Genomic DNA, 22657 nt, shown 5'->3' on the forward strand with positions numbered 1-22657 from the left:
GTGAGGGGTCCTTCTTCTCCAGTCCTCCTCGACGCTTGGGCAGCTAGCAGCTGTCCGGTAAAGACCCAGAACGCCTTCGACCCAGCCCTTGCTGAGCCCGTCGGAAACCCGCGTGACGACGAGTTCTTCGCGGGAGCCGAAGCTCACCTGATGACCATCTGTGACGCCCTGGCCGCCGTCCGCGAGGCCGTCGATCTACGTTCGGCGACATCCAGTGCGACCGCCCGCCGGGCCGCCACCCGCCGAGCCATGGACGCAGGCGCACCCGTTATCGTGTGCCCCCAACTACCGTCGTCTCCCCAAGGTCACCGCACCGGCTCCCCTGACGCCTTGGTGCTGGCCGGTAAGCGTGCCGACGGCGGACCTGGCTATCTGCCGGTCATCGTCAAGGATTACCTGGTGTTGGAAAGCCACCACACTCTGGCAGAGTTCACGTGGGTGTCCCCACTCGACGACCCGGACCCTCGTCACGCCCGGATGTCTCTGGACCAGACCTTCCGTGCCAGCCAGGAGCGTGCCCTCATCCAGACTGCTCATTACTGGCGGCTCTTGGAGGATCTAGGAGTGGTCGCCACCCCTGACGAGTGCCCGAACCATCGTCGCCTCGTGGGTCTGGTCGGCCATGATGAAATCGGGATCTTGAATGGTGACCTGGCCGTCTCGTGGCTCGATCTCGACCACAAATTCATTCGCACCTTCTCGCGCTCGGCAGCCTCGCGATGGCGTCGGCGTAGCGTGTTGGACCGCTACGACCACGAGCACACCTTCCGGGTATCGGTAGCCGAGCATTCCAAGGCTGGCGGCGAACCCATGGTCACCCCGATCGTGGTCCATGAGTGCGAATCGTGTCAATGGTGGTCGGTTTGCGAACCACGTCTTGACGACGACGACCTGTCACTGCGTATTTCCAAGGCTCCCCTGGACGTCCGGGAGATTTCGACGTTACGTCGGCTCGGCGTGGCCACCGTCGATGATCTGGCTGACGCAGACCTGACGGAGTTACTGCCGATCTACCTGCCCGAAGTCCAGCACCGCCCACGTCCTGAGCAGAGGCTCCGAGCCGCCGCCCGGCGCGCTCGCCTGATTCGCGAGGGAGTGCTGCTGGAACGCAACGACGAAGGACCCATCGACGTGCCTTCCTCCCGGCTGGAGATCGACTTCGACATTGAAACCTCCGCGCATGACCAGGTGTACCTGTGGGGTTTTGAGGTCAGCGATCCTGAGCACCTGCTCGATTCGACGACCGGAGACGAGCCCTATTACGTCGCCTTCAGCGAGTTCTCCGACATGGATGACGATGACGAGAACAAGCTGGCCAGTCGGGCTATCAGGTGGCTCGACAAGATCGTGTCTGCCCACCCGGAGACGATCGTCGTCCACTACTCGGAATACGAGATCGCCCACCTGCGCCACTTCGGCCGCGTTTGCTCTGACGAACAAACCCGAAACGCGGTGCGTCGTCTGCTGGACTCGGGGTGCTTCGTCGACCTCTTCACCACTGTCAAAGCCCATTTCTTTGGCGTCAAGGGGATCGGTCTCAAGGTCGTCGCCACCGCTGGCGCCGGGTTCTCCTGGCGAGACCCGGACCCAGGCGGCCTCAACTCCCAAACCTGGTGGGATATGGCTGTCCATGACCCTGACCCGCAGGTTCGCCAGTCTTCCAAGACTCGAGTCCTGGAGTACAACGAGGACGATGTGAAAGCCACCTTGGCTGTTCGCCGTTGGATCGCCGAGGAGTTCTCCGGGCAAGCCTGACCCGCTGCCTCGCTCCAGATGTCTTGGCATAGCGGAATTGCGTCACGGTATGACGAAATTACGTCTCGGCACGGGGCTGCTGCCGTCCGCGTTAGCTCAGACAAAAGATGATCCTGCCGAGGTAAAGGGATACCGTTTTGTTGACACGTCGCTGGGCGGGTCGACGAAATCGGGACCCCAGCCGAGCTGGCGGTATCCGGCGGAATCTACGCTGAGCTACTGGCTTTGCAGGCCTCAAGTTCGAAGGCCGACCACAAGAGATTGGAACGGTTCGGTATCAATGTGAGATGAGGACCCCCACCAAGAGCCCGATCGAGCACACTAACTCGGCCAGACCAGTGTTCTTGAGGGCCGGCACCAATGCCATTCCGGTAGCTTTGCTGACCATGGCTCTGACCGGCGAGACGAGCATTATCGCCATGATGAGGCCGAGCAAGACCCACCATGTCGTCAACGCCGCAACGACGATGACGCCAGCGCACGCCAGGGCCACCAACACGAGGTAGAGAATTCGCGTCCCCTGATGACCAAGTTTGGTGGCCAGAGTGTGCTTGCCGCTCACACGGTCGCCGTCGATGTCGCGCAGATTGTTGGCCACCAGCACTGCGCAGGCCATCGCACCAATGAGGCAGGCCGTCACCCAGCCAGCAACACCGACATGGTCCGTCTGGACGTACACCGTGCCGCCGACGGCCACCAGCCCGAAGAAGATGAAGACGAAGATCTCCCCCAGCCCGGCGTAGCCGTAGGGATGGGACCCACCGGTGTAGAACCAGGCCGCAAGAATGCAGGCCAGACCCACGATGATGAACCACCAGTGCCCGGTGATGATAGTGATGACGAGACCGGCCACCGCCGAAACACCGAAACACCCGAAAGCTGCAGCCTTGACGTGGGAGGGCTCAGCGACCCCGGACCCGACCAGCCGCAGCGGACCAACCCGGTCCTGACCATCGGAGCCACGGATACCGTCAGAGTAGTCATTGGCGAAGTTCACCCCAATAACCAGCCCGAGGGCCACCACCAGGCACAGCAACGCCAGTCCCCAGCGCACCGTGCCGGTAGCGATGGCGATTGCGGTTCCGGCCAGCACCGGTGCAATCGCAGTGGGGAGGGTGCGAGGGCGCGCGCCCTCAAGCCATTCGGCTGCTGTGGCCATGGACAACTCCTGGGGTTGACGGTGAAGAGGGGTGCTGACCTGTGTCGGTCGCACCACCCCATGTCGGTTATGCACCACAAGCGACCATATCGCCCTCGTGGATAGTCACCCCCTGCACAGTCAACCCCACATCTGCACAACCGGCGGGAAAGGTAGATAATCGCAAGTGGCCCGCACCACCGTCCACCTTGATAGGAGTTCTATCCGTGAGAACCATGTTCGCCAGCCTGGCAGTTCCGAACTATCGGATTTACTTCTCGGGCACCATCATGACGAACATGGGCCAGTGGATGGCCCGCACCGCTCAATCATGGCTCGTGCTCATGATTCTCACCAACGGGAATGCGGCCGTGCTGGGCTGGCTGATGGCCGTGAACTTCGCCCCCATGTTCATCATCACCCCGTGGGCCGGGGCACTGGCTGACCGGGTATCCAAGCGCCGAATCATGGTGACCGCACAGATCATCCTGGCCATCGACGCGACGATCCTGTCGACCCTCGTTCTGACCGGGGCCGTTCAGCTGTGGATGGTCTTCGTTATCTCGGCCATTGATGGCACTGCCAGTGCCTTCTACAGCCCAGCAACCCAGGCCTTCGTCTCGGAACTCGTCCCGCAGAAGAACCTGCCCAACGCAGTCAGCCTCAACTCAGCCTCCTTCAACGGAGCACGCCTGCTCGGACCTGGACTCGGTGGGCTGCTCATCGCCGCTGTTGGCGTCGGCTGGGTGATGGCGATCAACGTCGTCTGCTTCATCGGGTTCATCACCACCCTGCTCCTTCTCAAGGCTGAGCGGCTTTACACATCCCCACGGCCCGCAGAGAAGACCCGAGTACGCGACGGTCTCCGTTACGTCAAGCGTCGTCCAGATCTCGTCATCTTGTTGACGATCGGGTTCATGATGGGCACCTTCGGCGTCAACTTCAACATTTCTGACGCCGTGATGGCGACCCAGGCCTTCGGGAAGGGGCCTGGTGAGTACGGTCTGCTTGGTTCTCTCATGGGCGTCGGTTCGATGACTGCCGCTCTGGGGGCCGCTCGACGCAAGCCTCGGCTGCGCTGGGTCGAGCTGGCCATGCTGGTCTACGCCGTCAGCATGACGATATCTGCCCTGGCCCCGAACTACGGTGTCTTCGCCGTGTTCAAGATCTTTGTGGGATGGGGAACCATCTCGACCCTCATCACCGCCAACGCCATGGTGCAAACCTCAGTTACCCCGCAAATGCGCGGACGTGTCATGAGCCTGTGGGCGACCCTGGTGATGGGCGGCACCCCGTTCGTCTCCCCCATCGTCGGATGGATCGGCAACGTCATCGGACCGCGCGCCACGGTCGCTTTCGGAGCCATCAGCCTCGGCATCACCTTCGTCGTCATCACCGCCGTCATCATGCACAATGACAAGATCCGGGTGGTATTCGATCCCTCCAAGCGCGCGCCGTGGCTCCGCCAGGTGCGTGGCAAAGTGACGATCGACTACGTCCAGCAGACAAAGTGAGTCAGCCATAGCACCAGCGCCATTTAGCCGACCCGCTCTGGATATTCGGACCCAGGATGGTTCACTTGGTGCTATGAAGAAACTCATCAATGCTGTTGAGGATGTCGTCGTTGACTCCCTGCGTGGCGTGGCGGCCGCCCACCTAAATTCTCTCAAAGTTGATCTTGACCATCGGATTGTGCTGCGAGCCAGTGGCCCGGTGCCCGGGAAGGTTGGGCTGGTCTCCGGTGGCGGATCGGGCCACGAACCGCTGCACTCCGGCTACGTTGGTCGCGGGATGCTGGACGCTGCCTGCTGCGGCGAGGTATTCACCTCACCGGTCCCCGACCAGATCACCGAAGCCACCAAAGCCGTCGACGCCGGTGCCGGCGTGCTCCACATCGTCAAGAACTACACCGGTGACGTCATGAACTTCGATATGGCCGCTGAGATGGCCTCGATGGATACTGGCACCCGCGTGGAGTCAGTCGTCATTGCTGACGATGTCGCTGTCAATGACTCCCTGTACACCGCAGGCCGCCGCGGTGTGGGCCTGACGGTTCTGGCTGAGAAAATCCTCGGTGCCGCCGCCGAGGAAAAGCGCGACCTGGACGCCCTCCTTGAGCTCGCCAAGCGTGTCAACGACGGTGGCCGCTCGTTTGGCGTGGCGCTGACATCCTGCACCGTCCCGGCTGCCGGCAAACCCACCTTCGACCTCGGCGAGGATGAGATGGAATCCGGTGTCGGTATCCACGGCGAACCCGGTCGAGAGACCATCAAGCTGGGGACGGCTGCTGAGGTCGCTGGACAGATCGTCGAGCCGATCCTGGCCGACCGCGACTTCACCACAGCCCCCGTTATCGCAATGCTCAACGGTATGGGCGGAACACCTCTCATCGAGCAGTACCTAGTGTGGGGAGAGGTGGCAAAAATCCTCGCTGGCAAGGGAGTTAAAGTCGCCCGTACCCTGGTCGGTAACCACATCACAAGCCTAGAGATGGCAGGATGTTCTTTGACCTTGCTCTCTGCTGACGACGATCTCCTGACGCTGTGGGATGCCCCAGTGGAGACTCCCGGACTTCGATGGGGATGCTGATGTCTGAAATTTCTGCCGCGACCGTTTCCGAATGGCTCAAGGACTACTCGGCGGTCATCTCGGAACACGCGAACGAACTCACTGACTTGGACCGCCAGATCGGCGACGCAGACCACGGATCGAATATGGCGCGCGGAATGACCGCAGTTGCCGCACTCGACCCAGGGTCCTTCGGCTCTGCCGCCGAATTACTCAAGAAGGCGGGGATGACACTGGTCAGCACCGTCGGTGGTGCTTCTGGCCCCCTATATGGCACCTTCTTCCTGCGTCTCTCGACGGTCATCAAAACTGACGGCGAACTCACTGCTCAGCTGGTCGCTGACGCCCTTGACGCCGGTCTGGCTGGCATTGTGGCGCGCGGTAAGGCTGAGGTCGGCGACAAGACTATGGTCGACGCGCTGTCCCCTGCCGTCGACGCCGCCAAGAAGGTTGCCGCCGACAGTGGTTCTGCCGCCGACGCCCTTGCCAAGGCAACCGAGGCTGCCAATCAAGGCCGCGACGCAACTATTGAGCTGGTGGCCCGACGTGGCAGGGCGTCCTATCTGGGCGAAAGAAGCAGGGGCCACCAGGACCCGGGAGCCACCTCGATGGCCCTGCTGGTGGAATCCGCCGCACGCTGCCTGTCGAAAGCACGATGATGGGCGAGCCGAATCAGGGAATCGTCATCGTCTCCCACAGCCGATCGCTGGGACAAGCTGCGGCAGAGCTGGCTTCCCAAATGCTGCCCGGCCCAGATACTCCACGCATTGAGGTTGCCGCCGGTCTCGATGACACCACCTTGGGAACCGACGCAGCTGCGGTAAGCGCCGCCATCGAGAAAATGAGTGGTTGTGACGGAATCCTGGTGCTGGTCGATTTGGGGTCGGCAATTCTGTCAGCCGAGATGGCCCTGGAATTCCTCGATCCTCAGATTGCCAGCAAGGTGAAGATTTCCACCGCCCCACTGGTCGAGGGAGCTGTTGTCGCAGCCATTATGGCGTCAACGGGAGCCGACCTGGAGACCGTCGCCGCCGAAGCGGAGAGGGCTCTCGAGCCGAAGATCTCCCAGCTTTCCAGCGACTGAATTGTTCTGACGGTGGCCTCCGTCTCCACCGGGCACCGCTGTGTGGTGCTCACGTCAGTGCTGTGTGACATCGCGCGAGCGTGCCTGGGACGCCAGCTCGTGGGCGCAGCCCGAAGACCGTAACCCGAAGACCATCTGCATGTGACCGCGCCGTCACAACTCCCAGTCGACCAAACCGTTTTGGTTGAGTTCACCATCAGGCCACACCGCCCGCACCACTCCCGCAGCCGCGAGCGCTTTTCGACATCCTGGGCACGGTTTGTCGGTGACATAGGCCGTCGCGCCGGGGGTGTCACGAGTGGCGAAGAGCAGGGCATTCACCTCGGCATGAATAGCGATGCAGAATCCCGGGGAGCCGGGAACATCGTAGTCAGAGAAGGCCGGCACCTCCCCGTACCCCAACCGACCGCGCGGGCAGGCTCCCTCCAGACAGTCTGGACGTCCGGGAGCGGCACCGTTGTAGCCGGTGGCGATGATCCGGTGTTCATGGACGAGGAGGGCACCCACGCGACGCCGGGTGCATTTGGCTCGGGCCGCGACGGCCTCAGCTATGCCCAGGAAGTACTCGTCCCAATCGGGCACCGTCACAACCTTGCCGTTAACCTCGGCCATGTCAGGCTCCTTTCTCTCGGTTACCATCCGGCTTCTGCCATCGTGCGCGGACATACACCATCGCGTGCGGACCTACATGACCGACCCTAGTCATGGCCTACCACAGCGGAGTCAGACGTCCATGTCCTCATAGGACCGAGGATCCTCGATCGGTTCCAGGTGAGCGGTGACCCGCATTTCAGGCCATTCCCCGAGGATCTCGTCAATAAGATCCTCCATGGCGTCATGGCCTTGTTTGACCGTCCATGACCCCGGCACGAGCATGTGGAACTCAAGAAAGCGTCGGTACCCGGCTTCCCGAGTACGCACCGCATGGAATCTGATGTGGTCGTTGGAATGGGCGTCCAAAAAAGCCCGAATTGCCTGGTTGTCCTCCTGAGGCAAGGACACGTCGAGCAGAGCCGTGCCGGATTGTCCGACCAGCTTGGCCCCGGTAACGAGGACGTTCACGCCTACTGCGAAAGCAACGATCGGGTCGAGACGCTGCCAACCGGTCAGCCACACCAGCCCAACCCCCGCCAGGACTCCGACCGAGGTCCATACATCGGTCAGCAGGTGTTTTCCATCGGCGATGAGGGTCATGGAGCGACGCCGACGACCATTCTTGAGCAGCACCCACGAGACCAGGCCGTTGACGACCGAGGCCAGCACTGAGACCAGCAAGCCAATCCCCACTGATTCGATGGGACGTGGAGTGAGGAATCGCTGAATCGCGGTGTAGATGATGACGGCAGCTGCGATGAAAATCATCATGCCCTCGGCGCCAGCGGAAAAATACTCTGCCTTCGAGTGTCCGAAGTGATGATTTTTGTCCGGCGGGCGAATCGAGACCTTGAGGGCGACCAACGCGAGGATCGCGGCGACGAGATTGACGAGGGATTCCGCAGCGTCTGACAGCAGCCCGACTGACCCGGTGATACGCCAAGCGAGAGTTTTCAACAAGATTGTGACGGTGGCAGCGGCGATCGACAGCCATGCGAAACGACTGAGATCTTCCGGTGGCTGGTGCCGAGGCGGCACCTGGGAAATGTCAGAAATTGTCGTCACTGAACCATTGTCCCAGCTTGTCGGCGACAGTTCGAACCGTAGCGGCTGGCTGCCACCCTTAGGATCGAGGCATGGAACTTCCCTCATGGCTCGGCATTCCCACCCTCGCATTCGGACTCGGAAGCCGAACCCCTCGGCAGGGTCTTGTCCTTGCTGGCGGCGGGTCGAAGGCCTCCTTTCAGATGGGGGCACTGCGGCACCTCTACGACGTCGTTGGTATCGCACCCACCGCAATGGCAGCCACCTCAGCCGGATCGATCGTGGCCTGTACCCTGGCCCAGTGGGCCGACCCGGCCAAGCAGGCGGTCGCATTGCGCCAGTTGGAGACAATGTGGCTGGCGATGACCGACCAGTCCGATATGTTCACACCCCGGGCGTGGTTTGCCAGATTGTTGGAGAAGGGCCCGGAATGGATGTCCCTGCTCAATCGGGAGGCAACCAAGTCGAAGAGCTCGCGTCCGTGGCTGAGCCTGCCCTTCCACCGAGGTGAAGAACAGACGAAGGTCCCCGACCCCACAGAACCAGTTGCTGGCCGTGACGACGACCGTCTCACCGGCCAGGCGCGGACCTTGGAGATCGCCACCCGCGACGACCCCATTTCCACCGATTCCTGGACGCCAGGGGTCGTCCTGCAATTGTTGTCTGCCTTGTCTCGGCTAAGTCTGGATGGTGGGGACATTTCCACCATCGTGCGGGGGGCCGAGACGTCAGCGTCAACCTACCGGGCTGGCCCCATCCTGGCGAAACTGCTCGATCGAGACTTCTTCAAGTCCGAATTGCTGGCGACCTCCGGGGTTTCGGTCCGGATTGCCACGGTTGCGCTGGAATCCGGGGAATTGCGCTACATGACTGAATCCGGCGAGCTCGTCGACCGGGACAATAACCCCATTGGTTCCTCGACCTTCGATGTCTCCCGTGGAGTACTCGCGTCGTGCTCAATTCCAGGGGTGTTCCGGCCGGTCGACCTTGACGGGGAGCACTACGTTGACGGCGGCCTGCGGGAAAACGTGCCCGCTGAGATGGCGATTGGTCATCTCGGCGTCACGAACCCGTATGTCATCACCTGTTCGCCACAGGGAGCGAGCAGAAAGTCTGATTTCGGCTCGCGCAACATGCTTGACCTGGTGACCAGATCGGTGTCGATTCTGACCGACGAGACCGAGCGAGACGAGGTGGCCTATGCCCTCAATGCCGGTGCGGTCGTCATTGGCCCGGAAATCTCCGTTCACGACTCCATGACCGTTGATCCTGGCTTGCTGCGCATTAACCGCGATTACGGCTGGATGTGCTCGGCCGAGAAGCACGTCAAGGCCAGTTCTGACGACCACGAGCTCATCAAGGACGCGGTTCGCACCCGGATGCGCGGTTGGGAGTTGGAGCAGGCGTGGCTCAAACAGGAGGCCACCCGCGACGAGATGGACGAAATGCAGCAGGTCAAAGATCATCTGCGTGACGTCGCGGCTCGGATGTCCGATGACCTAGCTCCCGAGGGTATTGAAAGGTGGGGACGGGTGTTGGAGGGCCATGGGCACCCGGCAGCTCCCGAGAACGTCGTCATCCCCTGGCAGGTGTAAATCCCGGCGGCGAAGGGTTTACCGCCGTCGCGGCGTCAGATCTCACAGAAGATCGCGAAGGTCCGCCACCGAATCGAGAATAATGTTCGGACGGTAGGGGTACTGGTTGACGTCCTCACGCTTGGTAATACCCGAAAGCACTAGAACAGTCAGCAGGCCAGCCTCCATACCGGCAACCATGTCGGTATCCATTCGATCACCGATCATGGCGGTCGTCTCGGAATGAGCCTCAATGCGGTTCAACGCGGAACGAAACATCATCGGGTTCGGCTTTCCGACGATGTACGGCTTGTGTTTCGAGGCAGCCTCGATCATCGACGCGACAGCACCCGTCGCGGGCAGCGGCCCCTCCTTGCTCGGACCAGTGGCATCGGGGTTGGTGCAGATGAAGCGTGCCCCGTCAACAATGAATCGGACGGCCTTGGTGATGGCCTCGAAGGAGTAGGTACGAGTCTCACCGAGGACGACGTAATCAGGGTCGGTGTCGGTGAGGATGAATCCGGCCTCGTGCAGGGCCGTCGTCAAACCGGCTTCACCAATGACGTAGAGACGTGCGCCGGGTTGCTGGTCAGCCAGGAAATGCGCGGTTGCAAGAGCGGAGGTCCAGATGTTGTCCTCGGGCACCGTCAAGCCGGAGGTCTGCATCCGGGCGGCAAGGTCACGCGGGGTGAAGATCGAGTTGTTGGTCAGGACCAGGAACCGCTTCGAGGTGTCGACCCATCGATTAATGAGATCGCTGGCACCAGGCACCTCATGGTTCTCGTGGACGAGCACGCCGTCCATGTCGGTCAGCCAGCACTCGATGTCTGCGGGATCTCTCATACGACCAAGACTATCTTTGCCTAAGCCTACGCGAGGTCAGCCTTGGGCAAAGAGAACCTCTGTGCACTCGAAATCCACCAGTGCGGCACGATATCCACCGGCAATCCACCGGCAATCCATCGGCATCTCGCCGGTTTCGTAACCAAGTGCCCCCACTGGGACTCGAACCCAGGACCCGCGGATTAAAAGTCCGCTGCTCTAACCACCTGAGCTACGGGGGCCCCTTCAGTGTAGCGAAGCACTCATGACAGTGCGACATCGAGCGAGCAACCGCGACATCCACTTCTGTCCAACACCGTTTCTACGACGATGGCTGCTCCAAACGTCAACCACTACTTCAGAGTTGGCAAAAAACTCTCAGACTCCTCTTCGAGACGACGCCAACCTCCCAGACCTCATTCAATACCAATGGAATCATACCTAGCCAAAGCCGTTTAGGGTGGCATTAGTAATCTTTTTGAATACCAAATAACAACTTTGAGATTCTCAGCCTTTTGTCGGCGTGTCGCATTGACGTTGACAACGCAAACAGTCCGCGCGAGTGGACTAAGACGATTTCACCGCCTTGAATTGCCCTTGTCACGAGAGGAGTTCCTAGTTGGGTCGGTGGACGGATCCGGGGAAGAGCTAGGAGTTCCTCGTACCGAGGCGGGTCCACACGCCGGAAGGAGTCAGTTCCATGGGTGTAGTGCGCCCACTTCGAGCCGGGGTCGCGACCTTGGCCACCGCTGGTCTCGCCATCGGCGGAAGTCAAATGTTCATCTCCCAGGCACAAGCCTCCCAGAATTCAGTAACCGCTCGGGTGTCTGCTCGCACCGCTGTCAACATCAGGGCGCAGGCAAAACCGGGTTCCACGATCCTCGGCGTCCTCGATAGGGGTCAGCAACTCAATCAGATTGGCCTTCCGGTTAACGGCTGGGTGCCCGTCTCCTACCGTGGAAAGACCGGCTACATCGACCGCCACTACCTGTCCTCAGTGGTGTTGCGCTCTTCGGCGTCGAGTTCCTCTTCGTCCTCGGCGTCACAGTCGTCGGTCGGTATCGCTCAGGCGACGACCTACGTCAACGTGCGAGCCGGGCACTCGGTCAACTCCGCCAAAGTGGGCCTACTCAGCCCTGGTCAGAAGGTCAGCCTCACTGGCCAGACCTCCCAGGGATTCAGTCAGGTGGTCTACAACGGCGCGCACCGCTGGGTAGCGTCCCGCTACCTCAGCACCTCCGGCGGCACGACCAGCGCCAAGAAGACCCAAACCAAGACCGTCTACACCACCGCCAACCTCAACCTACGCAAAGGCTCCTCAACCAGCGCCGCCATCTACACCACCGCCCCCAAAGGCACAGCCCTCACAACCACCGGACGCACCACCTCCGGATGGACCCAAATCACCTACAAAGGCCACACCCTGTGGGCCTCCAACCAATACCTCAGCACCTCCAAGGCCACCAGCAGCGCCAAGAAGACCCACACCAAGACCGTCTACACCACCGCCAACCTCAACCTACGCAAAGGCTCCTCAACCAGCGCCGCCATCTACACCACCGCCCCCAAAGGCACAGCCCTCACAACCACCGGACGCACCACCTCCGGATGGACCCAAATCACCTACAAAGGCCACACCCTGTGGGCCTCCAACCAATACCTGAGCACCTCCAAGGCCAGAAGCAACACGGCGTCCACCGGCTCTCTTAAGTCGATCCCTAATTCATGGAGCCGCCTCATTAAGGGCGATTCCCAAGGTCTCATCGGCCTTCGGCCCAGCTCGGTGCGCATCGTCAACGACGTCGTGCGGCACTTCCCACAGATCTCGACGATCTACGGTGTGCGCTCAGATCCCTACCCGGACCATCCGTCCGGCCACGCCGTCGACCTCATGCTCCCGCACTACAAGAGCAACCAGGACCTCGGCTACAAGATCGCCAACTACTACAAAGCCCACGCCGATGAGCTTGGCGTGCAGTACATCATCTTCCACCAGAAGATCTGGAACGTGTCCCGTGACAGCGAGGGATGGCGGCCCATGGAGGATCGTGGCGGCGACACTGCCAACCACATGGATCACGTCCACATCACCTCGATATCGGACTGATGAGCCGATAATTCCTTGACGTGACGATCGGGCGGGAGCGAGCAGGTTCCCGCCCGATCTCCTCCTCTACCCCCAAAATCCGCCGCTACAAGGCCGCTCCGAGCCACCTGAACCCCCAGGATTTCCTGCGAACGGCACCACCCGGATATGATGGCCCAGTTCGACTGATCGCCATCACTGATGTGCCTTCGTCGAGTCCCGGTCGTCCAGAGGCCTAGGACACCGCCCTTTCAAGGCGGCAACGCGGGTTCGAATCCCGTCCGGGATACGTCACGAAGATCCCGTACCCAGTCCGGTACGGGATCTTTTCATGTCCTGCGGCGGCTATTTCGCGTGAGACCCTCGCCACCATCCGTACCCTGTTCGCTTGAGGTGAACACAAGAGTCTGCCACCCAGCGTCTTCAAAAAAGCTAAACTCCCTAGTCAGCAGGTCTTTGAATGCCAAGCCTGGACTCGATTTCCCTTACACCCCAAAACCTTGCTATATTTTTCGAGCTGCCTGAGGCAGCGGTCAAAGCTCGAAAGAGCCAAGGCCCCGTAGCGCAGTTGGTTAGCGCGCCGCCCTGTCACGGCGGAGGTCGTGGGTTCAAGTCCCATCGGGGTCGCTGAGGCGGTGATGAGGGCATCACCGCTTTCGTGTTCATGAGACCTTTACATGGACACGTTGGCCGGGTAGCTCAGCTGGTAGTAGCGTTCGCCTGAAAAGTGAAAGGTCACCGGTTCGACCCCGGTCCCGGCCACCTCAGAAATTCCTGCGATTCACCAGGGCCTGACGGCCCCGTCCTGATTCCTACTGCTATTTGCTAGATCTCTTGTACGGTTCACCTGTACAGCTCACCAGTACGGTTACCCCTGGGACTTCACCGCCGCGTCGTAGGCAGCTCCAACCGCCTATCACGGCCTCAACTCGGCCTCACGGCTCTCAACCCTCGGTACGCCGCAGTAAAGCTACACCGGTCAGGACAGGAACGTGTCGTAACCGCCCCCAAAGCCGCGATGAGAGGTCACGCTAGATACGCGCCTACCCACCGCTCCATCTGTGCAAAAACGGTGGCACGCACTGACGGCGCAGACAGCACCAAATCGTGCAGTCCGCCCCGAATACGGATCAGGGTGAGATGACTCCCCAGATTGACCGAGGCACGGGCCAGCCTCTCGACGTCGAGAACAGTGTCGGCGGACTTCATCGACGGCTTCCAGGTCGCAGAAAGATCGCTGCGGTCGGAAATGAGCACCAGCACCGGGACGTCGATGTGAAGCCCTTGAGCCACCTTCTGATGGCCGTCAAGGATGGCAGCCAACCAGCCGGCACGAGTGACGAATGGCGCCCATGACGGGTCCTTAACCTCAGGAACGTCCCATTCCCCACCGAACTCGCGACGGATGGAATGACCGAAGTTGTCGCGCGACGGAATCGGCAAAACCGTGGTGGGTTCCGCGATACGCACTGACCGAGCCAGCGGCCCAGCCAGCGCCCGCGTCAAGAATGACCCTTGCAGATCAATCCACGGGGAGTTGAGAATCACCCCGTTGACCCGTCCTGGGTTACGTGACACCCACAACGGCGCCGTGAGCCCCCCGGTGGAGTGACCCATGATCGTCACCGAATCGTGGTCAGCGCGCAGCAATGACACAGCTGCGCCAATTTCCTCGTCATACTCGGCAAGATCGCGCACCCAGCCAGCCATCTGGCCAGGGACAAGATTTCGTCCGTACCGACGCAGATCGAGACCGAGGAAGTCATATCCCCAGCTCTCCACTGCCTCGGCAAGATGAGCCTGGAAGAAGCAGTCTGACCAACCGTGGACGTAGAGCATGGCACGGCGATGACGTGGCTCATGACGACGCACCACACTGGCAGTCAGGAGTCCGTCGGGGTCACCGGCGGCCTTGGCTGCATGTGGAAGACCAATCCGGGCGTATTCAAACCCGTCGATCAGAGGGTCGCTGAGCCACCTCATGGCCGCATTACCGGCTCATTCGTCCTCGCCGTAGTGGGCGTACTTCTCGGCGATATCGGCGTACTCGTCAGACAGGCCATCCTCGCCATGAGAATCCTCCTGCTGACGCTTGCCACCTCTTAGCTCTCGCTCCAGTGACTCGAGATCCATGTTCACCGAGCGATACTTCAAATCGCGGGCAACCTTGGTCTGTTTCGCCTTTGCACGGCCGCGCCCCATATGGGTCGACCCCCTCGCTTCATCAGTAGCGGCTTTGCCGCCCAAAATCATCAACTGTCGTAAGACACAGGCTACCCGAGCGATGACCATGGTGCCAAAAAGTGAACCGGCACCGCCTCGTCGGCCTAGCGACAAGGATGGTTTGAAACCAGCACTGCCCCTGGGTCGTTGACCCCGCCACGATGGGAAACACAACCGCATTGCCATGCGGAAAGACCGCGCTGAGCTAGGACTTCGATCCCCTCGGAGATGTTCGCTTCTGGAATGACGACGACCATTCCGACACCCATGTTGAGGGTTGCCTCGATGTCACGTTGTGAGACATCGCCCACCTGCTGGACGAGGTTAAAGATTGGGGCAGGAGTCCACGTCGAGCGGTCAACGGTGGCCACCAGATCGTCGGGAATGACGCGAGCGAGATTGTTGACCAATCCCCCGCCGGTGATATGGCTCATGGCGTGAACCTCGACCTGACGTACCAGGGCCAACAAATCGGAGGCGTAAACCGTGGTGGGTTCCAGCAACTCCTCGCCGAGGGTGCGCCCCAGCTCGTCGATATGACGGTCGAGAGTCCAACCGGCGTCAGCCAGCAACACTTTGCGTACCAAGGAGTAACCGTTGGAATGCAGGCCTGACGATGCAACTGCCAGCAGCGCGTCCCCCTCCTGAACCCGCTGGGGGCCGAGGATCTCGTCATACTCGACAGCCCCCGTCGTCGCTCCAGCCACGTCGTACTCGTCGTGGGCCAACAGACCAGGGTGCTCCGCCGTCTCACCCCCGAGAAGGGAGCAGCCCGCCTTGGCACAAGCAGCAGCAACGCCCTTGACCACATTGGCAATCCGGTCAGGATCCACGTGACCACATGCGATGTAGTCAGTGACAAACCATGGCTCCGCCCCCACCACCACGAGGTCGTCGACCAACATGCCGACCAGATCGAAACCGATGGTGTCGTGGACGTCCATGGCCTGCGCAATGGCGACCTTGGTACCAACACCGTCGGTGGAGGTAGCCAGCACCGGATGACGGTATGCCCGCAGTGCTGAGGCGTCGAAGAAACCTGCGAAGCCGCCTAGCCCACCCAGAACCTCTGGTCGACGAGTGGCTGCCACGTGGGCTTTCATGAGGTCGACGGCACGTTCACCGGCTTCAATATCGACCCCGGCGCGGGCGTATGCGGACTCGTTACTCACTGCTTCTCCTCATCGGGATCGGTATGGGTGGCGTCGGCGACAACGTCTCGGGCGGACGCTGGCACCTGCACCGGATAAACGCCGTCAAAACAAGCCCGGCAGAGATTGTCGGCCTCGACGTGAGTGGCTCGGATGAGACCATCCAAACTGACGTAGCCCAGAGAATCAGCGCCAATCGAACGGCAGATGTCCTCAACGTCCAGGCCGGGAGCGATGAGCTGGGCCCGGGTGGCAAAGTCAATGCCGTAGAAACAGGGCCATTCCACCGGCGGGGAGGAAATGCGCACGTGTACCTCGGCGGCACCAGCCTCTCGCAGCATTCGCACCAACTGACGCTGGGTGTTGCCACGCACGATGGAATCGTCGACGACGACAATGCGCCGTCCCTCGATGACGTCACGCAGCGGGTTGAGTTTGAGACGAATACCGAGGTTCCGCAGCGTTTGAGAGGGCTGGATGAAGGTTCTGCCCACGTATGAGTTCTTCACCAGCCCCATGCCGTAGGGAATACCGGATTCATCGGCATATCCGATGGCAGCTGGAGTGCCCGATTCTGGCACCGGAATGACGAGATCGGCGTCGACGGGGTGTTCCTGGGCCAGAATCTTGCCGATTTTGACGCGGACATTGTGGATACGTCGTCCAGCAATGACGGTATCGGGGCGGGCCAAGTAAACGTACTCGAAGATACAACCCTTGGGACGTGCTTCGGCGAATCGACTGGTGCGAAGGCCAGCGTCGTCAATGGCGATCATCTCGCCAGGCTCGACCTCACGGACGAAGGTGCCCCCAACGATGTCGATGGCGGCGGTCTCTGAGGCGACCACCCATCCGCTCGACAGCCTCCCCAGCACGAGCGGCCTGATACCTTGCGGGTCCCGGGCGGCACACAGGGTGTGGTCGTCCATGAAGACGAGACTGAAAGCCCCCTTCAGATGAGGCAGCACCTGGGCCGCGACCTCTTCAAGGGTGCCGTCGTAGGTCGCCATCAAGGCGGTCACCAGCGAAGTGTCGTTGCTGGAATCCATCCGGTCCTTGTGCGGAATATCGGCATTGGGGGCACGCTCGGCGATGAGGGCCTCAAGGGAGTCGGTATTCGTGAGGTTGCCGTTGTGTGCCAGAGCCAGACCACCGCCGCCCTGACGGGAACGGAACGTCGGCTGAGCGTTGTCCCACACACTCGCCCCCGTCGTCGAATAACGCGTGTGGCCGACGGCCATGTGTCCCCGCAGGGAGTTGAGGGTGGCCTCGTCAAAGACCTGGGACACCAACCCCATGTCCTTGAAAACCATCATTCGGCGACCGTCTGACACCGCCATGCCAGCCGATTCCTGGCCTCGGTGTTGCAGGGCATACATACCGAAATAGGTGAGTTTGGACACCTCTTCACCGGGAGCGTAGATCCCGATGACGCCACAAGCGTCCTGGGGTCCGTGGTCCTGGGGGTTGAGGTCTGCAGTGAGCTTTCCGTCTGCGCGCGGCACAAGCCAACGGTATCGCAGACCGGCCGAAGGCGCGTTTGGAACGGTGCGTGACGGTTCAGGCCGGAGTGACCTTTCGGGCCACCGAGAGGGCCAACATGGTTGCGGCCACGCCAACACCGAAGGTCACCGCGTATGCCGGGGTGGCACCTCCCCAGTCGGCAAGACGTCCGGCCATCGTCGTCCCGAAGGCATATCCGAGGCTTGTCATCGCAGCCATGAGCGTCATCACGGTCCCGATTCGTCCGGCTGAAGCCGAGCGTTCCGCAACGCTGTAGAGGGTAATCATGTAGGGCGCAGCGGCCATACCGAGGACAATCAAGGCGGGAACCAGCGGCCCAAGATGATTGACGACGAGCAGCGGGGTTGCGAATACTGCCAGTCCCACGGCGAAAAGCTTCCATCTCGACACCAGACCCAAACGACGCGCCAGTCTTGGCAAGGCCAGCCCGGCCGCCGCGCTGCCGACCGACAGCAGGGCGTGCAGCAGACCCGCCAGACCCGGTCGTCCTGCCTGTGTGGCAAGACTGGTCGTCCCCGTTTGGACCGACCCGAAAACCATGCCCATCAAGATCATGCCGACACAGGTGGCCAACACCCCGGGGGTCAACAACGGGCCGGAATCCAGCCGCCCTGATGGTGTCCCGCGCTGATTCGTCCTATCCCGATGAGTCTCGACGAGCTTTGACGTCGGGTCCACCGCGAACCAGCTGCCCAGCACCAATAACATGACACCTGCCACGATGAGGCCTGGGACCGGACCAGCCAGCACCGCGAGGATTCCGACCAAGGCCGGTCCAATCGCAAAGGAGGCCTCGTCAATGGCCCCCTCCCAGGCGAAGGAGGTCTCGAGCACCCCCGCCTCGATCCCGGGATTCGCCGCCCCCATGGCTCGCCAGCGGACCCTTGCCATAGTGCCGATCTGAGGTAGGAAAAACCCCGCAATGCCACCGATGACGGCCACCAGCGGCCATGCGGCTCCCACTGCAGCTGCCACTCCTTCGGCGATGAGGGCGATACCACCGACCAGGGACTGCACCAACAACACCGTGCGCTGACCGTGACGGTCGGTCAGGGCACCGAAGAAGGGAGACCCGACAGCGATGGCCAGTGCGACAATCCCGGCAGCCACCCCACCAGGCCCCAGACGCCCGGACACCTGTGGGCTGGAAACAAGCAGCAGAGTGCCCAGCTGGCTCATGGCCAGGGGTAACCGAGCCATGGCCGAGACGGTGACAAATGTGCCGCCTGGTAAGGAAAACAGCGTTCGATAGCTCACAGAGGACATGGACAGACCTCTCGATGACGGGGACACGTACCTGTCCGCGTCTGCCCACCCTTCTGACGCGGGCCCCGGTGATCGTTCCTCGTACCAGACGTCCCGGACCCTGCCTACCGGAACAACCGGAGGCAGGATCACTCTACGCGGGAACGTCTTTCAGTGGAACTTGGGACTCACTCGGCCAAGCCGGCAAGCATGAGAGCTTCGGTGAGGATAGCCCGACGGAAGTCTCCCAGGTGCAAGGACTCGTCAATGCCGTGCATACGTGACTGCGGGTCAGTGACGGCTGTCACCAGGACAGTGGCCTGTGGGAAGGCATTCTGCAAGTCAGTCACCAGCGGGATGGCACCGCCGGTACCCATTTCCACTGGCTCCCGCCCCCAAGCCAGCTTGAAGGCCTCGTTGGCGACCTCGGCCTTGTCACCGGTGAAGGGAACGATTCCGGGCTGACCAAGCTGGCCAGGAGTCACTGTGATGTGGGCACCGAACTCGACATGAGACTCCAAATGTTTGACGAGGGCCTCCATGGCCTCACCGGCGTCTTGACCAGGGGCAACGCGCAAGCTGATCTTGGCGCGGGCACTCGCAGGCAGGACATTGATGGCGTCCTTGACCGGAGTGGCGTCGATAGCAACGACGGTAACCGACGGCTTGGTCCACATCTTCTCGACGGCGCGTCCTTGACCAACCCACTGCACTCCATCGAGAACAGCCGTCTCCTCACGCAGTCGATCCTCCGGGTAGTCCAGCTGCGGTCCGGCAAACCCTTTCAGCCCGTCGACGGTCACCTCACCGGTCTCGTCGTGCAGTGTGGCAATGAGACGGCACAGCGTCGTCAAGGCGTCCGGGACGATTCCGCCGAACTGGCCGGAGTGCAGGGCATGGTCAAGGGTGGAAACCTCCACAACACAGTCAACGACACCGCGCAGGGTGGTTGTCAGGGAAGGCACCCCCTGGGTCCAGTTGACAGAATCCGCGATAACGATGACGTCAGCGGACAATTCCTCCTTGTGATTGGCGATAATGGCTTCCATCGACGGAGAGCCAATCTCCTCCTCACCCTCAACGAACAGGGTGACGCCGACCGGAGGCTTGCCGTCGAAGGCACGAATTGCAGCCAGATGAGCTGCCACGCCGCCTTTGTCGTCTGCAGTGCCGCGACCGAAGAGACGCTCACCCTTAGTGGTGGCGACGAAGGGGTCAGTATGCCATTCGTCCAGGTTGCCGGTGGGCTGGACGTCGCCGTGGGAGTACAGCAGAACAGTAGGTTTGCCCTCGGGGGCCGGCCAATGGGCGATGACTGCAGGCAGGCCGTCGTTCTCAGTGATGACGTTGACCTCAGCCGCGCCAGCCTCCTTAGCGGCAGCCGCGACGAATTCGGCTCCGGACCTCACATCGTCGGGGTTTTGCGAACTGATCGACGGCACCGCGACGTGACGAGTCAGCTGCTCGACGGCACCGTCGAAACCAGCATCCACTTTGGCGGACAGATCATGGAGAACACGCGAAAGATCCATACTGAGAGTCTACGGCCCACAACCCGTCACGATCACGGTCAAGGGGTCACTCCCCCATGGCAGCCGGAATCGGCTTGCGCCAGGTGCGGTCGATCTCATCGAGGGACAGACTGAACAGTCCGTTGACCTCCAACTTGCCGTGATCGATGACCTCGCCAATGCGGACAACCGGCACGCCGTGCTCCTGACACAGATCGGTGAATTCCCGGTAGTCGGCACCAGACAGCGAGACGATGGCGCGAGCCGGAGACTCCGAGAACAGCACCACCGAGGGTTCTCCCTCGGGCAGGGTGATCGACACCCCTAGCCCGCCCAACAGAGAACTCTCCACGAGGGCCTGAGACAAGCCGCCGTCAGACAGGTCGTGGGCGCTGGATAGCAGACCGCGCTTGGCGGCCTCCCCCATGACTGCGGCCAAGGCCTTCTCGGCAGGCAGGTTGGGCATAGGCGGCATACCACCTAGATGTCCGGCGTGGATGACGTCGTCGTAGACCGATCCGCCAAACTCACACTTCGTGACCCCGAGCAGCAGGATGGCGTCACCGTCGTGACCGAAAGCTGAGGGGATACGGGTGCGGACGTCGTCGATGACACCGAGCACCCCGACCAACGGAGTAGGCCGGATGGACTCGTCACCAGTGCGGTTGTGCAGTGAGACGTTGCCGCCGGTGACCGGCACTCCGAGTTCACGGCAGCCGTCGACCAGACCAAGGACAGTCTCGTCAAACTGCCACATGACGTCGGGATCGTAGGGGGAGCCGTAGTTGAGGCAGTCGGTGACGGCCACCGGGGTAGCCCCGCTGACGGCGACGTTGCGATAGGCCTCGCACAGCGCCAACTGGGCCCCCAGGTAGGGGTTGAGGGTGGTTTGGCGGCCATTGGCGTCCACCGACAGTGCGATTCCGAGGTTGGTCTCCTCGTCAACCCGAATCATGCCGGCGTCATTGGGCTGGGCCAGCACCGTGTTGCCGCGCACAAAACGGTCGTACTGGTCGGTGATCCAGGAACGGTCACACAGGTGGGGGGAACCGACCAGAGCCAGCAGAGCGCCTGCCAGTCCCTCCCCTGAGTTGTCACGCGGAAGGCTGTTGGCGTCATTCCCATTGAGTTCGTCGATCCACCACGGGCGAGCCGACGGCATATCGAGGACCGGCCCGTCATGGGCGACAGTGTGCGGATCAACGTCAACAATCCGCTCACCATGCCAATCAACGTGGAGACGACCAGTGTCAGTGACCTCACCAATGACGGTGGCAGCCACTCCCCAGTGTTCGCAGATCTCCATGAACTTGTCGAGCTGGTCCGGACGCACCACGGCGGCCATCCGCTCTTGGGACTCGCTCATGAGGATTTCCTCGGGGGCGAGGTTCGGGTCTCGCAGCGGAACGCGATCAAGTTCGATGTGCATACCCCCGTCACCGGCACTGGCGAGTTCGGAGGTGGCACACGAGATTCCAGCCGCACCGAAGTCCTGCAGGGCCTCGACGACACCGGCGTTGAACAGGTCAAGGGTGCATTCGATGAGCAGCTTCTCCATGAAGGGGTCACCCACCTGGACGCTGGGTCGCTTGGACTCACCGCCAGCGGCAAAAGACTCGGAGGCCAGAATCGACGCGCCGCCGATACCGTCGCCACCGGTGGCAGCACCGAAGAGGATGACGAGATTACCGACGCCGGACGCTTTCGCGAATTGCAGATCTTCGTGGCGAAGCACACCGACGCACAGCGCGTTGACCAGCGGATTTCCGTAGTAGGTGGGGTCGAAGAGGGTTTGGCCGCCGATCGTCGGCAGGCCTAAGCAGTTACCGTAGTCGGCAATGCCGGAGACGACACCGGGCAGTACTCGGGCAGTATCAGGGCGGTCGAGGGGTCCGAAGGCCAGCGCATTCATAACACCGATCGGCCGAGCACCCATGGCCATGATGTCGCGAACAATGCCGCCAACTCCGGTCGCTGCGCCTTGGTGAGGTTCGACATAGGACGGGTGGTTGTGAGACTCCGCCTTGAAAGTGACAGCCAACCCATTGCCGATGTCCACGACACCGGCGTTGTCTCCGATGCCTGCCAGCAACGGACCGAGTGGCGTGCGCTGAGGCAGGTCACCGAAACGTCGCAGGTACTTCTTCGACGACTTGTACGAGCAGTGCTCGGACCACATCACTGAGTACATGGCGAGCTCACCGCCGGTCGGGCGGCGTCCCAGAATCTCCCGGATGTGCTGGTACTCGTCGGCCGACAACCCCAATTCAGCCCATGGCTGTTCGACGTCGGGAGTGCTGACGGCGTTCTCAACTGTGTCTGCCACAGGACAAATCTA

Annotated in this window: 17 protein-coding genes, 4 tRNA genes and 1 pseudogene; 10 read left to right on the top strand and 12 right to left on the bottom strand. The window is 61.5% G+C overall.

Annotated features, from left to right (window positions below):
• Positions 1–1755 (top strand): TM0106 family RecB-like putative nuclease, encoded by a 1755-nt coding sequence (locus Q4B98_RS03895; RefSeq protein WP_303195747.1) that lies wholly within the window; start codon positions 1–3, stop codon positions 1753–1755.
• A gap of 277 nt (positions 1756–2032) precedes the next feature.
• Here the strand turns inward: Q4B98_RS03895 and Q4B98_RS03900 are convergent, their stop codons facing one another.
• On the bottom strand, positions 2033–2914 hold the full coding sequence (locus Q4B98_RS03900) for a 1,4-dihydroxy-2-naphthoate polyprenyltransferase (protein WP_303195748.1): 882 nt from the start codon (positions 2912–2914) through the stop codon (positions 2033–2035).
• A gap of 215 nt (positions 2915–3129) precedes the next feature.
• On the opposite strand from Q4B98_RS03900, the gene Q4B98_RS03905 reads away from it, so the two are divergent.
• The 4 genes from Q4B98_RS03905 (at position 3130) to dhaM (ending at position 6545) form a co-directional block, all read left to right on the top strand.
• Positions 3130–4407 carry an MFS transporter gene (locus tag Q4B98_RS03905; protein ID WP_303196096.1) on the top strand — a complete coding sequence of 426 codons (1278 nt, stop codon included), beginning with the start codon at positions 3130–3132 and terminating at the stop codon, positions 4405–4407.
• A 73-nt stretch (positions 4408–4480) separates the two neighbouring features.
• On the top strand, positions 4481–5482 hold the full coding sequence (dhaK, locus tag Q4B98_RS03910; protein WP_303195750.1) for a dihydroxyacetone kinase subunit DhaK: 1002 nt from the start codon (positions 4481–4483) through the stop codon (positions 5480–5482).
• Entirely contained in the window at positions 5470–6120 is a 651-nt protein-coding gene (gene dhaL / locus Q4B98_RS03915; protein WP_303195751.1) for a dihydroxyacetone kinase subunit DhaL, read from the top strand. Before dhaK ends, dhaL begins: the two co-directional genes overlap by 13 nt.
• A complete protein-coding gene (gene dhaM, locus Q4B98_RS03920; RefSeq protein ID WP_303195753.1) occupies positions 6120–6545 on the top strand; it encodes a dihydroxyacetone kinase phosphoryl donor subunit DhaM in 426 nt (141 codons plus the stop codon). Before dhaL ends, dhaM begins: the two co-directional genes overlap by 1 nt.
• Positions 6546–6698: 153 nt before the next feature.
• Here the strand turns inward: dhaM and Q4B98_RS03925 are convergent, their stop codons facing one another.
• Positions 6699–7157, bottom strand: coding sequence for a deaminase (locus Q4B98_RS03925; protein WP_303195755.1), 459 nt, complete (start codon positions 7155–7157; stop codon positions 6699–6701).
• Between the two features lie 111 nt (positions 7158–7268).
• Entirely contained in the window at positions 7269–8204 is a 936-nt protein-coding gene (locus Q4B98_RS03930; RefSeq protein ID WP_303195758.1) for a cation diffusion facilitator family transporter, read from the bottom strand.
• 71 nt (positions 8205–8275) lie between these two features.
• Here Q4B98_RS03930 and Q4B98_RS03935 point away from each other — a divergent pair, with 71 nt between their 5' ends.
• Positions 8276–9778: a patatin-like phospholipase family protein gene (locus tag Q4B98_RS03935; RefSeq protein ID WP_303195760.1), complete on the top strand. Its 1503-nt coding sequence runs from the start codon at positions 8276–8278 to the stop codon at positions 9776–9778.
• 42 nt (positions 9779–9820) lie between these two features.
• On the opposite strand, the gene Q4B98_RS03940 is transcribed toward Q4B98_RS03935, so the two are convergent.
• Together Q4B98_RS03940 and Q4B98_RS03945 are read right to left on the bottom strand one after the other, a co-directional pair.
• Entirely contained in the window at positions 9821–10600 is a 780-nt protein-coding gene (locus tag Q4B98_RS03940) for an HAD-IIA family hydrolase (protein WP_303195762.1), read from the bottom strand.
• 147 nt (positions 10601–10747) lie between these two features.
• Positions 10748–10821 (bottom strand) — tRNA-Lys (locus Q4B98_RS03945).
• Positions 10822–11279: 458 nt separating this feature from the next.
• Between Q4B98_RS03945 and Q4B98_RS03950 the strand changes: the two are divergent.
• From Q4B98_RS03950 to Q4B98_RS03970, 4 genes and pseudogenes are all read left to right on the top strand, one after another.
• Positions 11280–12233: pseudogene (locus Q4B98_RS03950) on the top strand (SH3 domain-containing protein); the annotation flags it as partial.
• A gap of 648 nt (positions 12234–12881) precedes the next feature.
• Positions 12882–12954 (top strand) — tRNA-Glu (locus Q4B98_RS03960).
• Positions 12955–13218: 264 nt separating this feature from the next.
• Positions 13219–13292: transfer RNA gene (locus Q4B98_RS03965), tRNA-Asp, on the top strand.
• Between the two features lie 61 nt (positions 13293–13353).
• Positions 13354–13427: transfer RNA gene (locus tag Q4B98_RS03970), tRNA-Phe, on the top strand.
• Between the two features lie 264 nt (positions 13428–13691).
• Here the strand turns inward: Q4B98_RS03970 and Q4B98_RS03975 are convergent.
• The 7 genes from Q4B98_RS03975 to purL form a co-directional block, all read right to left on the bottom strand.
• Complete coding sequence (locus tag Q4B98_RS03975) at positions 13692–14648, bottom strand: alpha/beta hydrolase (protein ID WP_303195764.1); 957 nt, start codon at positions 14646–14648, stop codon at positions 13692–13694.
• 15 nt (positions 14649–14663) lie between these two features.
• Positions 14664–14867, bottom strand: coding sequence for a DUF3073 domain-containing protein (locus Q4B98_RS03980; RefSeq protein WP_303195765.1), 204 nt, complete (start codon positions 14865–14867; stop codon positions 14664–14666).
• A 125-nt stretch (positions 14868–14992) separates the two neighbouring features.
• Positions 14993–16060 (bottom strand): phosphoribosylformylglycinamidine cyclo-ligase, encoded by a 1068-nt coding sequence (gene purM / locus Q4B98_RS03985; RefSeq protein WP_303195766.1) that lies wholly within the window; start codon positions 16058–16060, stop codon positions 14993–14995.
• Positions 16057–17544, bottom strand: coding sequence for an amidophosphoribosyltransferase (gene purF / locus Q4B98_RS03990; protein ID WP_303195768.1), 1488 nt, complete (start codon positions 17542–17544; stop codon positions 16057–16059). The genes purM and purF overlap by 4 nt, the downstream gene beginning before the upstream one ends.
• Before the next feature lie 55 nt (positions 17545–17599).
• Positions 17600–18835 (bottom strand): MFS transporter, encoded by a 1236-nt coding sequence (locus tag Q4B98_RS03995; RefSeq protein WP_303196097.1) that lies wholly within the window; start codon positions 18833–18835, stop codon positions 17600–17602.
• Positions 18836–18996: 161 nt separating this feature from the next.
• Positions 18997–20340, bottom strand: coding sequence for a dipeptidase (locus Q4B98_RS04000; protein ID WP_303195770.1), 1344 nt, complete (start codon positions 20338–20340; stop codon positions 18997–18999).
• A gap of 46 nt (positions 20341–20386) precedes the next feature.
• Positions 20387–22645, bottom strand: a complete 2259-nt coding sequence (gene purL, locus Q4B98_RS04005; RefSeq protein ID WP_303195772.1) for a phosphoribosylformylglycinamidine synthase subunit PurL — start codon at positions 22643–22645, stop codon at positions 20387–20389.
• Between the last annotated feature and the right edge of the window lie 12 nt (positions 22646–22657).

The organism is Cutibacterium sp. (genome assembly GCF_030525615.1).
Classification (GTDB): domain Bacteria; phylum Actinomycetota; class Actinomycetes; order Propionibacteriales; family Propionibacteriaceae; genus Cutibacterium.